Here is a 15,354-nt window from a genome sequence, read left to right as displayed (position 1 = left end):
GGCTGACTCATGTCAGCCTATTTTTAATTTATTTGACTTTTAATCTCTTTAATTAGATTATATTTTAATTCCAATAAATCTTTAGATAAATCTATTTTATATTGATGTGGGTTTTCCAATCTTTTTCTTTCTTCAGATATTCTATTTAAAGAATCAAGATAATAATCCCTTGAATTTAATACATCCATAAGTTGAGAGCTCTCTTCCATTACAACACCATTTTTTACAAATTCACGTGTTATCTTTTTATATGTATACTCTCCCTTTTTTAATAAACTAGATTTAAATTCATATTTTTCATCTCTGATTATTAAATCTTCTCCTCTTAATAATTTTTCTTTATCAGAATCATTATTTACAAGAGTTATTAAATCTGCATATGCAAATCCTTCCTTATCATAAATTCTATATACCTCTTTAAACCCAGGATTTGAAATTTTTATAACGTCTTCTGAGAGTTTTATAACAGGTTTATAATCAATTTCTACAATTTTATAAACTCCTCCAAAACATGGATTAGACTTACTTACAGCAATAGCGTCTCCTACGCCAAATATATCTACACAAGCTCCCTGTTCTTTTAAAGATTTTATTAGAGATTCATTTAAAGAGTTTGTTAAAAATATTTTTGCTTTTTTTAATCCTGCAGCATCTAACTCTTTTCTACATTTTTTTGATAAATATGCCAAATCTCCTGAGTCGATTCTTATTCCATAATTTCCTTTATAAGAATCATCTATTCCATTATCTTTAAAGCTTTGAATGGCATTTTTTAATCCTATTCCTAATGTATTATATGTATCTATTAATAATATTAAAGAATTAGCTTTTCTTTCTCTTCTATGTTTTATAAAAGTATCAAATGCTTTTTTCTCAGCTAAAGCACCAACACCAAAAGCTTGTATAAACGAGTGCGCCATTGTTCCTACGCTTTGAACTCCATATTTATATTCTGTAACTATATTTGAATGTGATAAACATCCTCCTATTATTGAAGCCTTAGTTCCCGATACTGCACTATCAAATCCATGTGCCCTTCTACTTCCAAAAGAACTTACAGGAATTGGATGTGCCGCTCTAGTTATTCTTGAAGCTTTTGTTGCTATAGCTAACTGCATGTTCATTAAATTTAAAATTGGTGTTTCTAAAATTTTAGCTTGAATCAAAGGTGCTTTTATTGAAATTATAGGTTCATTTGGATAAACTATCTCTCCATCCCTCATTGCATAAAGATTCCCTGTAAACTTCATTTTTACTAAATATTCTAATAGATGTTTTTCCTCTATTATTTTAGAAAAATACTCCCTTTTTTCATCCTCGCTTGTTTCATTTAAAATTTCAATTAACTCAATTACTTCTTGAACTCCCGATACAACAGCAAAACCACCATCTTCAGTTTTTCTGAAATACATATCAAATATAGCTTCTTTCTCTTCCATATTTTCCATTAGAAAAATATCACTTTCTGTATATTGATACCTATCTGAATTAATAACTTTTGCAAAATCTGTTAAAACTCTTTCTCTCCCCATATTGTACCTCTTCATAAAATATTAGTTTTTAATTTTTCTTAATAATTATATCACTTTTATGATATAATTACCAATAAAAATAGAAAAGGAGTTGCTTTATGAGAGCTGTTATACAAAGAGTTAAGCATGCGAGTGTTAGTGTTGATAATCAAATTACTGGAGAGATCAAACAAGGATTTCTTGTGCTTTTAGGTGTTACCCATACAGATACTGAAAAGGAAGTTGATTGGTTAGCTAAAAAAATAACTGATTTAAGAGTTTTTAACGATTCTGAAGATAAAATGAACTTAGGATTAAAAGATGTTAATGGTGAACTTTTAATCATCTCTCAATTTACTCTTTATGGAAATTGTATTAAAGGACGTAGACCTGCATTTATCGATGCTGCTAAACCTGATGTGGCAAATGAATTATATGAAAAATTTCTAAAAAAATGTAAAGATCTTGGATTTAAAACTGAAGCTGGTATTTTTGGAGCCGATATGAAAGTTGAACTTTTAAATGATGGACCAGTTACTTTAATTATTGATACAAAAGATTGTTCAAAATAAACATTTTACGGGAGGAGAAAAGTGGATATAAAAGAGATTAAAAAAAATGCAAAGGAAAGAATGAAAGATTTTTGTATATTATGTGCAGAGTGTAACGGCCGATGGTGTGCAGGAAAAGTTCCTGGAATGGGTGGAGCTGTTACTGGTGGTAGTTTTCAAAGATCATATGAAAAATTAAAAGAAGTTAAAGTTGCAATGAGAACTTTACATGGAGTAACTGATCCTAAATTAAAGCGTAACTTCTTTGGAGAAGAGTTATCTTTTCCAGCTATGATTGCTCCTATAACTGGAACAAAGTTCAATATGGGTGGATATGTTAGTGATGAAGAATACTCTAACGATATCGTATTTGGAGCTATTGATGCTGGGACTATAGCTATGATTGGAGATACAGGAGACCCTAACTGTTTTCAAGTAGGAATTGATGCAATAAAAAGATCTAATGGTAAAGGTATTGCTATAATTAAACCTAGAGAAAATTCTGAAATCATAAAAAGAATAAGATTAGCTGAAGAAGCTGGAGCTATTGCTGTTGGAATTGATGTAGATGGTGCTGGTCTTGTTACAATGAAATTATTTAATCAACCTGTAGGTCCAAAAACTTTAAGTGATTTAAAAGAGATTATTTCATCAACAAAGCTTCCAGTTATCATAAAAGGAATTTTAACTGTTGATGAAGCTAAAATATGTGTTGAAGCTGGAGCTTCTGCTATTGTTGTTTCTAATCACGGAGGGCGTTGTTTAAACGAAACTTTTGCTCCCGCTGAAGTTTTACAAGAAATATCTCAAGCTGTAGGTAATAATATAACTATCTTAGCCGATGGAGCAGTAAGAGAAGGAGTGGATATTCTTAAGTATCTAGCACTTGGAGCTGATGGAGTTTTAATTGGTCGTCCTATAATTTGGGGATCTATTGGAGGTAGGCAAGAAGGAGTTAAAGTTACCCTTGAAACATTCAAAAGCCAACTTTATCAAAGTATGATACTAAGCGGTGCTGATGATGTTAAAAATTCTAAAAATTTTTCTTGCATTTTATACACTAAAAAAGTATAATTTAAATACAAAATTTAGGAGGTTTTATCATGGAAAGAAAAGACGTTATTACATTTGGTGGAAGTCCTTTAACATTAGTTGGAAAAGAGGTTATTGTTGGAGATGTTGCACCTAACTTTACTGTTACAAAAACTGATTTATCACCTCTTTCTCTAAACGATTTAAAAGGAAAGACTGTAGTTATTTCAGCTATGCCATCTATTGATACACCTGTTTGTGAAATGCAAACTATCAGATTTAATAAAGAAGCTGCAAAGTTAGAGGATGTTATTATCTTAACTATTTCTATGGATTTACCTTTTGCTTTAAACAGATTCTGTGGAGCTAAAGATATTAAAAATGCAATAACTACTTCAGATTATAAAGATAGAGAGTTTTCTCATAACTATGGACTATATATTAAAGAACTTGGATTAACTTCAAGAGCTGTAATTATTATAGATAAAAATGGTAAAATTGCTTACACTGAGTATTTAAAAGAGATTACTGAAGAGCCTAATTATGACGCTGCTTTAGAAGCTTTAAAAAAATTATAAAATAAAAAAGCCTTTTTAAGGCTTTTTTTATTATATAAACAATGTTTCTATTATTTGTACCAAAGAAACTATTATTATACCAACTATAAAGTTTAAAGTATAACTTCTATATTTATTAAGTAGTATATTTATCCCTTTAGAAACTAAAATTAATCCTATTCCAGTTCCTACAGCAAAAAAACTTAATGGTAATATATTAAAACTTTTTATATACCCTAATATATTATAATATTCTCCCATTATCATAAGTAATAAAGATCCTGAAATTCCAGGTATTACCATAGCTCCCGCTGCTACTATTCCACAGAAAAAAAGTTTTATTCCATAAGATAGTGTAAAAATAGAGGCTGCTGTCCTTATAACTTCTTCTCCTGCAAACAACTTAGTTATATATATAAAAATCCCTGTACATATAACTCCTGCAAAAAAAGCAAAGAGATTGTCTCTTTTAAAAAATTTTTCACCTTTTAATATTACTGGAATTGATGGAAGTATCAAAAATAGAAAAACAATTGTTGTTCCTCTAGGATACAACGTATACATTTTAGAAATAACTCCTGCAAATGCAACAATTCCAATTACTGCTCCCAATCCTATTTGCGATAAAAATTTAGCATATTCTATTTTTTTTGCCATTGAAGCTGTTAAAAAATTCCCAACTGCTTCTGTTAATTTATCATAAATATTTAACACCACTGCTAGTGTTCCTCCTGAAACACCAGGTAAAACATTTGCAACTCCTATTACTATTCCTTTTAAAAAATTTTTAAACATGCACACTCCTAGTATTTATTTTATTATTTTAGCTTTATCAACAAACATATCTTTTATATAAATATCTACACTATCTATAAAAAATTCATTATAAAATACATCCACAATAGTTCCTTCTTTTTCTTTTAGTAACGAACTACTATATATATTATTTTTTACTCTAACTCCACTATTATAAACTTTTCTTTTATACTTGTGTAAAAAATATAGAAGCTTATATTTTTCCTCATTATTTAAATTTTCTATTTTTCTATCTTCTATAAATAAATATTTTTTTATAAATAATGAAATCTCTTTTATATCTTTCGGCTTTTCTTTATTAAACTCCTTTAAAATATCTGTATCTATATATCTAACAAACCCCATCATGTTTTCATCTGCTTCTTCTTGGATAAAACTAATTTTAGTTTGAAAAAATATCGTTCTTAATAAATTTTTAGAAACTCCTTGAATTCTTTCATCTAAAGATATATTTTTAGGATAAGCTCCCTCTATTATAATACTTTCTTGAATAAAATTAAATAGTTTTATCAATTCTCTTTTCTCTTCTTCAAAAATAAAATTTATTATTTTATAATTTTCTTTATTATAAAAAATAGTCAAATAAAAAATTTTATTTTTATTGTTAAAAAAAGGAATCGGTATAGCTTTTTGTATAATAGCATATTCATATACTTTATCTTTTTTTACAGATTTTATCGAATTTTGTTTAATATTCTCATCTAAATTATTTATTATTCTAAAAAAAGTGGGATAACTTATCATACTATTGTAGGAACTGAGAGTTTTTTTAGCTTTTTCATATAACTTAGTTACTGGCAGTGTATGATACTCTTTATATAAAGCCTTTAAATGTTCCATTACATCTTCGTTTACCTTTTTAAAAGTATTTTTATCTACTCGAGTTTTTTTTACTAGACCTTTTTCTCCTGAATCTTTATATTGACTTACCCACCTTTTTAAAGTGGCATAAGAGATTTGAGTTTCTTTTTCTATCTCTCTTAACTTTTTCTCCTTCTTAAAAAAGGGTTCAAGTATCTTATATTTTTTGTTTTTTTTATCTGTTTCCATAGATATTTTTACTCCCTTTTAAAATCTTTTGTTAAATTATAACACAAATAATGCGTAAAAAAAAGGCTCATTTATTTTGATAATTTTCTTGACTTTTTTCAAAATAAAATGTATTCTTTTAGTGAATTAAATATTCTTTATTATCAATCTTATGGAGGAGTTTTATGAAAATATTTGCTGAAGTTCAAAAAATCGGTAAAGCTTTGATGACACCGGTTGCGATTTTACCAGCTGCTGGTATATTCCTTGCTGCTGGAAATAAGTTAGGTATACCTTTAATGGAACAAGCTGGAGGAATAATATTTGGTAATTTACCACTTTTATTTGCCGTTGGAGCTGCTATTGGTTTAGTTGGTGGAGACGGTATTGCTGCTCTTGCTGCTATTGTTGCACTTTTAATTATGAATACTACTATGGGAACACTTACAGATGCTGCTAACGGTATTGCTGCTGGAAATCCTGCTTTCGCAGAGGTTTTAGGAATACCTACTCTTCAAACTGGAGTTTTCGGAGGACTTATTGCAGGTATTATCGCTGCTATTTGTTACAAGAAATTCTATAAAACAGAGTTACCAGCTTTCTTAGGTTTCTTTGCAGGAAAAAGATTAGTTCCTATTATGACTGCAGTTCTTGCTTTCTTAGTTGGTTTAGCTATGCCGTACATTTGGCAACCTGTTCAAGCAGGACTTGCTCAATTATCTTATTTAGCTAACGAAACAAACACTAATATTTCTACATTATTATTTGGAATTACAGAAAGAGCTTTAATCCCATTTGGATTACACCATATTTTCTATGCTCCTTTCTGGTATCAATTCGGAGAGTATACAAATAATGCTGGACAAATAGTTAACGGAGACCAAGCTATTTGGTTTGCAATGTTAAAAGATGGAGTTCATTCATTCTCATCAGCTACTTATTCTGGAGCTGGTAAATTCTTAACTGGTAAATTCCCATTCATGATGTTTGGATTACCTGCTGCTGCTCTTGCAATGTATCATGAAGCAAGAACTGAAAATAAAAAAATGGCTGCTGGAATTTTATTCTCTGCTGCTCTTACTTCTTTCTTAACAGGAATAACTGAGCCTTTAGAGTTCTCTTTCTTATTCGTTGCTCCTATACTATATGGAATTCACTGTATTTTCGCTGGATTATCATTTATGCTAATGAATATGTTTGGTGTTAGAATTGGTATGACATTCTCTGGTGGAGTTATTGACTACATTATGTTTGGTGTTCTTCCTGGAACTGAAGGGTTTGAAACTAACTGGCCAATGGTTATTGTTGTAGGTTTAGGATTCTCTGTAGTTTACTACTTTGGATTCAGATTCTTTATCAGAAAATTCAACTTAGCTACTCCTGGAAGAGAAGTTGGAGCTGAAGTTGATGATCAACCTAAAGCTGAAGGTAGTGAATTAGCTACTCTAGTTCTTGCTGCTTTAGGAGGAAAAGAAAACGTTATCTCTGTTGATGCTTGTATCACTAGATTAAGACTTGAAGTTAAAGATACTGCTCTTGTAAATGATGCAGAATTAAAAAGACTTGGAGCTTCTGGGGTTTTAAAAGTTGGACAAAATGGAGTTCAAGCTATATTTGGTGCTAAAGCTCAATTTATAGCAAATGACATAAAAGGTTTATAATATTTATTATCAAAAAAAATGAGTGGAGAGTTAATTCTCTTCACTCATTTTTTTTATATTCATTACCTTACTAAAATAATTATCAATTTCATCTTGAATAGTTTCATTATAATTTTCAAGTTGTTTTTTTACAAGATTTTCAATATATCTTATTTCATCTTGAATAGTTGGATAATATAGTGGAGATTCTTTTAAAGGAGTTGAATAAAACTCTAAATTCTTTCCTTTTTTCTTTCCTATATAATTAAACCACGAAAAGAAAATTTTAGAATTTAAATAACCTAAAATATAGTATAAATTAACCTCTTCTGTTTTCGCAGTTAAATAATATATATCTGCACTTCCATAGAACTCTTTTTCTGTATAAGCGAAGTTATTAGTTTTACATCTTTGCCTAACTATAATTTTAGGTTTTAAAAAAATATCTTCATCTCTAGCCCATTGTAACTCCCACCAATTTATCCTATTATTTATAACCTCTCTTCGCATAGATAGTTTACTCTTATAATCCAATAAATAATTTGTAACTACATCATCTAATTTAGACTTGCCATTTAAATACATAATCCAAAATGGTGGTTTTTTTGATATTTCATATTTACCTATATCTCTATTTTTATAAAATGGTTTTAAATATTTTTTAAACTCCTCTTTGTATTCATCAAAAACAAAAACTTTATCAGCTCCACTCACTATTCCCTGATTAATATTTACAAGATCTCCTAAAACAACATTACTTTTCTCTCTAATTTTCTTTATATTTTCTTTCCAAAAAGGGGGAATTAATGCAATTTTACTGTGTTCCTCTGTAAAAATATTTTCTTGTTCAATAGAATACTCGATACCATCATCATTTACAGATATCTCTAAGTTTTCTCTATTTTTCTGCCAATAAAAAATTATATTGTGTTGCCCAATAGCATCTTTAAATATTGAATAACTATAGTTTTCCAATCTAAAGAAACTACCTTCAAACTTCATTTTTTCTCTTATCCCTTCTGCACTATCAGCTTTTAGCCAATAATTGGTAGTTAAATATACTAAAATACCACTATCTTTTAATATATCAATACCTTTATCTATAAAAAAATAGAAATAATCCATTTTTGGTTTATAATATTTTTTCCCAAAATCAGTTTCTTTTATTGTATGAAAAATTTCTTTATGATTTTTTTCTCCTAAATATGGTGGATTTCCTATTACTATATCATATTTTTCCTCTATTTTTTCATATAATGAATCACACTCTTTCAAGTTTAGTTTTCCAAAGACCCCATATTTGAAGAAAAGAGCCTCAGCTCTTTTTTCTAATAGTTTTAATGCATTTAAATCTACATCAAATCCTGTTATCCAATTTTCACTATATTTATATTCTCCAAAAATTTCCTTTGAAATTTTTAACAACTCCTCTAATATTGCTAACAAAAGATTTCCAGAGCCACATGATATATCTATTACTTTTATATTTAGTATATCCTCTTTCAAATTATTTTCTAAATATTTATTCAAAGCTACTTTACTCATGCTACTAGCATATTTTTCTGGTGTGTATATCTTATAATTGTATTCCACTTAATCCCTCCTAAAGAGCTTTAAGTTACCTTCACCCTCTATTAATATAACCCCATCTCTATATAAATCTAAAATTGCTAAAAATATATATACTAAATGAGTTCTATTTTCTGCTCGTCTAAAAAGTTCTAATACAACCTTTTCTGAAGAGTAAAGAATAACTTTTATTCTATCCATTTCCTCTTTTAAAGAATATCTTTTTTCAACCTCAATTTCTAGATATTCCTCATCTTTTGGCAAATATTTTACATAACTATTAAACATATCTTGAAGTTTTAGACTAGTTAAATCAAACTCCTTAGGAATATTTTTAGTTATTTTTCTTCCTTCTTTTCTAGTATAAGAGATGTTGTATTCACATTCAATACTTGATATCACTTGTGCAACTTCTTTAAATACTTTATAATCTTCTAATCTTCTTTTTAGATCCTTTTCTTTTTCCTCTTCCTTTTCAACACTTAGTATAGATACTGCCTTTATCTCTAATAGTTCCGATGCAATTTCTAAAAACTCCACCTTTACACTTAAACTATCACTTTGTGCTTTCTCTATAAATTGAAGATATTCATCTATTATCTGAGATATTTTTATTTCAGATATTTTCATTTTCTTCTTTTCTATAAGATGTAGTAAAAGGTCTAAAGGGCCTTCAAAGTTATCTATTTTTAATACAATCTCCATCTGCTTTTACCCTTACCTTTTCTTTCCAATTTAAAACATCATTTTTTATTGTTTCTTTTAATTCATCCATTGAATTAAATTTCTTTTCTTGTCTTAAAAACTCTATTAAAGAAACATATATTCTTTTTCCATATATATCTTTATCAAAATCTAATATATGAACCTCAATACTTCTTTCATCAGGTTTCAATGTTGGATTTTTTCCTATATTAATGACTGCATGCCACCAATTTTGTTCACCTTCTATTTTAACTCTTCCTCCATATATACCAAAAGGAGGATATATCTTATTTAATATTTTTAAATTTGCCGTAGGAAACCCCATTATTCTTCCTAACTTTCTTCCATGAACAACTTCACCAATAATTAAAAATGGTTGTCCTAAGCATCTATTAGCTATATCTAAATTCCCCGTTGCTAACATTTCTCTTATAAATGTTGAACTTATAATCTGCTCTTTAATTTTTACTGGTTCTATTATATTAACGAAAATTTTATGTTGTTTTCCCAATTTTCTTAAATTCTCAACTGTTCCTTTTCCCCCTTTTCCAAAAGAAAAGTTAAATCCTACATATATCTCTTTTGCTTTTAACAACTCTGCTAAAACTCTTTCTACAAATATCTGAGGAGTCATATTAGAAAACTCTTGAGTAAATGGTTGAAGTATTAAATAATCTACCCCTAAAGATTCTATTATATGAATTTTCTCTTCTAAAGAGCTAATTAATTTAGGTGCTTTTACTCTATTTGTCACTTCCATCGGATGATTTAAAAAAGTAAAAACAACTGATTTACCACCGGTTTCTTTTGCTTTTTTTACAGCTTGAGAAATTAATTCCCTGTGTCCCATATGAATTCCATCAAAAGCACCTATAGCTACGTATGTATTTTCAAAGTTTTCTTTAGTTAGCAAAATATCCTCTATTATTTTCATTGTACTCCCCTTATGCTTCCCTTTCTTTTTCTAAAAGTTCATTATGTATTTCTTCTAATCTTCTAAATCTATTTCTAATTCCCGATTTAGATATTCCTATCATCTCTGCTAACTCTTGTAGTGATGCCTCTGGATTTTCTAATCTTAAAAATGCTATTTCCTCTAAAACTGGACTCAATTCATTTAATCCAATTTTATACCCAATATAGTTTATCATTTTCACCTGTTTTCTAGCTGTATCCAAAGTTTTAGTTTCATTGGCAACTTCCCAATTCATCTCTCTAATAGTTTTATTTTTTAAATCTTTTATCATCGTTGTTTCTTCATAGTTATAAAACTCTTTCATCGAACCAATTAAAACGATTATATCCATAATATCCTCTGCATTTCTCATATATACAAGTGGCTTATTTCTTTTTATTGTTTTATAAACTTTTTTTTCAAGTTTCACTAAGAGGTTGTATAATTCATCTGCTAATTCATCACTATCAACAAAAAAATCTAAAGCATACTCTTTTTCTGGTGATTTTATATAACCACACCCTAAAAACATTCCTCTTATAAATCCTTTTTCAACCTCTTCACTCACCTCATCTACTTTAGATGAATATTTTTCTAAATTTTCAATAAATTTTTTTACTCCGGGTTGTGATGGAATACTTATAACATAAGTATTATGTTCTCCAAATTTTTTACTTTTAGAAAATTTTATAAAAATCTTTAAGTTTGTTAATTCTTTTAGCATAAAATAAATTCTCTCTGCTATCTCTTTATTTTCTAATTTCAGCTCTATGCTGTTTTGATTAATAGCGTGTTTTAATAAGAGTATCGCTCTTATCTCGGCGTATTTTTCATCTTCATTCAAGTCGCAACGATGAAGTATTTCATTTTTAACTTTATAAGTATACGACACAATCTCCTCCTACTTTGTTTCAGCCCAATTCTGTCCTATAGAGCTATTTACTTCTAATTTAACTTTAGAGAATTGAATACTTTCTCTCATTATTTTTTCTATTTTTTCTTTATATTCTAAAACCTTTTCTTTTTCCACCTCAAATATCAATTCGTCATGAACTTGAAGTAACATATGTATATCTTTTTTATCTTTTAATAAATCATATAAATTTATCATAACCTTTTTTAAAACTTCAGCAGCAGTTCCTTGAATTACTGTATTTACAGCCATTCTTTCTGCTTGATTTTTTATAACTCTATTTTTTGAGTTGATTCCTTCTATTATTCTTTTTCTCTTAAAATATGTCTCAACATATCCATGTTCTTCAGCATATTCAATTATCTCTTTTTCTAAATGCTTAACTGCTGGGTACTGTTCAAAATATCTTGTTATATAATCTGAAGCTTCTTTTGGTGTTATTTTTAATTCTTGAGATAATCCAAAAGCTGTCTTACCATATATTATACTAAAGTTTACTGTTTTAGCAGCATCTCTTTGCTCTCTTGTCACTAAAGCATCTTCTGATAAGTCAAAGATTTTTCTAGCTGTTAAACTATGTAAATCTAAATTCTCAGAGTACGCTTCTATTAAATTTGTATCCTGTGATATTTCAGCTAAAACTCTTAATTCTATTTGAGAATAATCTATTCCCAATAAAACAGAACCATCCTTAGCTATAAATCCTGCTCTTATTTTCATTCCCTCTTCAGTTCTCACTGGAATATTTTGAAGATTTGGGTCTGATGATGATAATCTTCCTGTTGCTGTACCTGTTTGATTAAAAGTTGTATGTAATCTATTATTTTCATCAACCATTCTTGGAAGAGGATCCACATAAGTTGATTTTAATTTACTTAATTTTCTAAACTCTAAAATAGATTTAGCTATTTCATACCCTTGTTCAGCTAATTTTTCTAAAACCTCACTGTCAGTTGAAAATCCTGTTTTAGTTTTTTTCACTGGGGGAATATTTAAATTAATAAATAAAACCTCACCTAATTGTTTTGGAGAATTGATATTAAATTCCCCTTCTGCTTCTTCATATATTTTTTTTGTTAACTCATCTATTCTGCTCTCTAGCTCTAAGCTATATTTAGAGAAGTATTCTGGTGATATTTTTATCCCTTCAATCTCCATATCAGCTAATACTCTAATCAAAGGCATCTCTGTTTCTTTTAAAACATTGTATAGATTATTATTTTCCAACTCTTTTACAAGCTCTGGATAAGCAACAAGCATTCCCCTTGTTCTTTTTGTAAGAAACCTTCCATAATCTTCAGTAGATATATCCTCTATTTTTGTTTTTCCAAAAACTTCATTATACTTTTCTACATCCTCTTCTATAACATTTCTTAACATTACCTCAATCTCTTCTCTAGTTTGAGATGTTAATAAATGATAAGCTAACATTGTATCAAAATCCATATTTTTTACAAAATATCCATGTCTCAAAAAGTTTTTAAAGCCATATGATATAAATTTATTGTTAGAATTTAAAACTTCTTTAAAAGAATTTTTACTCTCTTCATCTTTTAACGGCAAAAAGTAATCTTTATTTTTTAAAGATACTGCTACGCCTTTTTCTCCCCAATAAATAGCTATTTCACTATCTGAATTTAACTTTTCTTTTATTTTAACTCCTTCTAATACAAAGAATCCTTTTTCTTCAAGTATTTCAGGTGTTCCTTGAAAACTAAATAATCCTAGTTGCATTCCATTTTGTGAAGCTGGTTGAGCTATAACTTGACTTTGTCCATCTTCTAAATTCATTTTTTTTATTAGAGATTTAAATTCTAATGTTTTAAAAAGTTCTAAAAGTTTTTTATCATCTTTTTTATACTCTAACTCATCTGCCTTCACACCTAAGTTCAATAGTTCAATAGTTGCTAACTCACGACTTATAAAAGCTAACTCTCTATCTTCAATTAAATTATTTACTAAAGATTTTCCTATTCCAGGAAGCTCAGTCAAAGAATCTATATTCTCATAAATCCCTTCTAAATTTCCATATTTTTCTAGCATCGGGATAGCTTTTTTAGAACCAATTTTTCTTACACCTGGAATTCCATCACTTGTATCTCCAATTAATCCAAATAAATCTGGAATCATTTTTGGTTTTACTCCAAGCTGTTCAATAACATCCTCTTCAGTTGATAGTATTTTCAGTCCTCCACCATCACCTTTTCCTAAAAGAGCGATATTCACATGTGAATCTAAAATCTGAGATAAATCTTTATCCCCTGTTATTATATAAGATTCAATACCTTTAGCTCCTAACTCTTTAGCCAAGCTTCCTAATACATCATCTGCCTCATATCCATCTATCTTAAATTTTTTTATTCCAAAACAATCTAAAAGTTCCTCTATTCTAGGTATTTGAGCTACTAAATCCTCTGGCGCTGTATCTCTTTGAGCTTTATATTCTTTATATATTTCACTTCTTTTTAAAGTGGCTCTTTTTACATCAAAAGCAGCTCCTATATAATCAGGATTTAATTGATTTATAATACTCATAAGAGTATTAACAAATCCATATACCGCTCCTGTTGGTTCATTTTTAGTTCTAAAATTTAAATTTCCATAAAAAGCTCTATACATTATTGCACTCACATCTAATAAAACTGCTTTTTTCATTTTTTTCCCCTTTCTACAATTTACATTTTTCATAATATTATACCATATTCAATACCTTAGTTAAAAAAATTATTTTATAAATAAATATTATTTTTTTTATTTTTCTGTTATAATCTCTGTGTATAAACTAAAATATAGGAGGTATTTATGAATCTAGTCGTATTAATTGGACGTTTAACTAGAGATCCTGAACTTAAATTTGGTCAAAGCGGAAAAGCATACTCAAGATTTAGTTTAGCAGTTGACAGACCTTTTTCTAAAGGAGAAGCTGACTTTATTAACTGTGTTGCTTTTGGAAAAACAGCTGAACTTATCGGTGAATACTTAAGAAAAGGTAGAAAAGTTGCTGTTAATGGTAGACTTCAAATGAATAGATATGAGGTAAACGGAGAAAAAAGAACAAGTTATGACGTACTTGTTGAAAGCATGGAATTTGTTGAAGGAAGAGGAGAAGCATCTGCACCATCTGATTTTGCTCCAACGCCATCTTATTCAGCACCTAAAGTTGCTGAGCAATCTTCTAATGATGACTTTGGTGGATCATCTTTTGATGAAGATGAGTTTCCATTCTAATAATTAAATAATATTTTAAACTACTAGGGGTGCCCTTTGGCTGAGACTTACCCTTAGAACCTGATCTAGTTAATACTAGCGTAGGGAAGTAGTTAATTATCACTTTTATTTTATAATTGTGTATATAAAGCTATTTTCCTATTTTTTGGAAGATAGCTTTTTTTATTTATATAAATTTTAACAGGAGGTTTTTTATGTTTTCAAAAGAGTTATACAAAAGTGCAAAAGAAATTTGGGATAGCTACTACACCCATCCATTTGTAAGAGGAATCGGTGAGGGGTCTCTAGAAAAAGATAAATTTAAATTCTATATTATCCAAGATTATATCTACCTTCTTGATTATGCAAAACTTTTTGCATTAGGTGTTATAAAAAGTAAAAATGAAAGTGATATGAAAAAATTTGCTGCACTTACAGATGGAATTCTAAATTCTGAAATGGGAATACACAGAGTTTATATGAAAAAATTAGGAATTACTGAACTAGATATTGCATCAGAAAAACCAACTCTTGATAATACTTCATATACTAGTTACATGCTCTCAGTAGCTCACTGTGGTGATATAAAAGAAGTGGCTGTTGCTGCTCTTTCTTGTATGTGGAGTTATGAAATGATTGGTTTGAAGTTAAAAGAACTCTATGGTTCTAGCGATGAATTCTATGGTGAATGGATTGAATGTTACTCTTCTTCTAGATACAAAGAGTTAACTAATTGGAATATTGAGCTAGTCGAAAAATATTGCCAACATATTTCAGCAGAAGAAAAAGAACATTTAAAAACAATTTTTATTAATTGTAGTATTTACGAGTATAAATTTTGGGATATGTCTTATAAGGGGTCTTTTTAA

The 15,354-nt window shown here is 28.7% G+C and carries 14 protein-coding genes and 1 riboswitch; of the genes, 6 read left to right on the top strand and 8 right to left on the bottom strand.

Annotated elements, in window-relative coordinates; translation table 11 throughout:
- Positions 1-23: 23 nt before the first annotated feature.
- A complete protein-coding gene (locus H5J23_RS06105; protein ID WP_185891327.1) occupies positions 24-1,532 on the bottom strand; it encodes a nicotinate phosphoribosyltransferase in 1,509 nt (502 codons plus the stop codon).
- 98 nt (positions 1,533-1,630) lie between these two features.
- Here H5J23_RS06105 and dtd point away from each other — a divergent pair, with 98 nt between their 5' ends.
- From dtd to tpx, 3 genes are read left to right on the top strand one after another with little or no spacing between them, the layout of a single operon-like run.
- Positions 1,631-2,083, top strand: coding sequence for a D-aminoacyl-tRNA deacylase (gene dtd, locus H5J23_RS06100; protein WP_023049893.1), 453 nt, complete (start codon positions 1,631-1,633; stop codon positions 2,081-2,083).
- 21 nt (positions 2,084-2,104) lie between these two features.
- Entirely contained in the window at positions 2,105-3,136 is a 1,032-nt protein-coding gene (locus H5J23_RS06095; RefSeq protein ID WP_185891325.1) for an alpha-hydroxy-acid oxidizing protein, read from the top strand.
- Positions 3,137-3,165: 29 nt separating this feature from the next.
- Positions 3,166-3,672, top strand: coding sequence for a thiol peroxidase (tpx, locus tag H5J23_RS06090; protein WP_023049891.1), 507 nt, complete (start codon positions 3,166-3,168; stop codon positions 3,670-3,672).
- A 30-nt stretch (positions 3,673-3,702) separates the two neighbouring features.
- Here tpx and H5J23_RS06085 read toward each other — a convergent pair whose 3' ends face one another.
- Together H5J23_RS06085 and H5J23_RS06080 are read right to left on the bottom strand one after the other, a co-directional pair.
- Complete coding sequence (locus tag H5J23_RS06085) at positions 3,703-4,446, bottom strand: DUF368 domain-containing protein (RefSeq protein ID WP_185891324.1); 744 nt, start codon at positions 4,444-4,446, stop codon at positions 3,703-3,705.
- Positions 4,447-4,461: 15 nt separating this feature from the next.
- Positions 4,462-5,517 carry a Mu transposase C-terminal domain-containing protein gene (locus H5J23_RS06080; protein WP_185891322.1) on the bottom strand — a complete coding sequence of 352 codons (1,056 nt, stop codon included), beginning with the start codon at positions 5,515-5,517 and terminating at the stop codon, positions 4,462-4,464.
- Positions 5,518-5,681: 164 nt separating this feature from the next.
- On the opposite strand from H5J23_RS06080, the gene ptsG reads away from it, so the two are divergent.
- Entirely contained in the window at positions 5,682-7,157 is a 1,476-nt protein-coding gene (ptsG, locus tag H5J23_RS06075) for a glucose-specific PTS transporter subunit IIBC (protein WP_023052154.1), read from the top strand.
- A 30-nt stretch (positions 7,158-7,187) separates the two neighbouring features.
- Here the strand turns inward: ptsG and H5J23_RS06070 are convergent, their stop codons facing one another.
- The 5 genes from H5J23_RS06070 to polA are packed head-to-tail and all read right to left on the bottom strand — an operon-like array spanning position 7,188 to position 13,933.
- Positions 7,188-8,729, bottom strand: coding sequence for a TaqI-like C-terminal specificity domain-containing protein (locus tag H5J23_RS06070; protein ID WP_281700228.1), 1,542 nt, complete (start codon positions 8,727-8,729; stop codon positions 7,188-7,190).
- On the bottom strand, positions 8,730-9,410 hold the full coding sequence (locus H5J23_RS06065) for a ScpA family protein (protein WP_023052156.1): 681 nt from the start codon (positions 9,408-9,410) through the stop codon (positions 8,730-8,732). It lies immediately after the preceding gene.
- Positions 9,385-10,344: a bifunctional riboflavin kinase/FAD synthetase gene (locus H5J23_RS06060; RefSeq protein ID WP_023052157.1), complete on the bottom strand. Its 960-nt coding sequence runs from the start codon at positions 10,342-10,344 to the stop codon at positions 9,385-9,387. Before H5J23_RS06060 ends, H5J23_RS06065 begins: the two co-directional genes overlap by 26 nt.
- A 10-nt stretch (positions 10,345-10,354) precedes the next feature.
- Entirely contained in the window at positions 10,355-11,257 is a 903-nt protein-coding gene (gene whiA, locus H5J23_RS06055) for a DNA-binding protein WhiA (RefSeq protein ID WP_023052158.1), read from the bottom strand.
- A 9-nt stretch (positions 11,258-11,266) separates the two neighbouring features.
- Positions 11,267-13,933, bottom strand: coding sequence for a DNA polymerase I (polA, locus tag H5J23_RS06050; RefSeq protein WP_185891320.1), 2,667 nt, complete (start codon positions 13,931-13,933; stop codon positions 11,267-11,269).
- Positions 13,934-14,080: 147 nt separating this feature from the next.
- Between polA and H5J23_RS06045 the strand changes: the two genes are divergently transcribed.
- Complete coding sequence (locus tag H5J23_RS06045) at positions 14,081-14,506, top strand: single-stranded DNA-binding protein (protein WP_023052160.1); 426 nt, start codon at positions 14,081-14,083, stop codon at positions 14,504-14,506.
- Positions 14,507-14,521: 15 nt separating this feature from the next.
- A riboswitch (TPP riboswitch) is annotated at positions 14,522-14,610 on the top strand.
- 90 nt (positions 14,611-14,700) lie between these two features.
- Positions 14,701-15,354 carry a thiaminase II gene (gene tenA / locus H5J23_RS06040; RefSeq protein ID WP_023052161.1) on the top strand — a complete coding sequence of 218 codons (654 nt, stop codon included), beginning with the start codon at positions 14,701-14,703 and terminating at the stop codon, positions 15,352-15,354.

The organism is Cetobacterium sp. 2G large (genome assembly GCF_014250655.1).
GTDB classification, from domain to species: domain Bacteria; phylum Fusobacteriota; class Fusobacteriia; order Fusobacteriales; family Fusobacteriaceae; genus Cetobacterium_A; species Cetobacterium_A somerae.
Note: the sequence above shows the minus strand (reverse complement) of the source record. Positions and strands in the feature narration are given on the sequence as shown.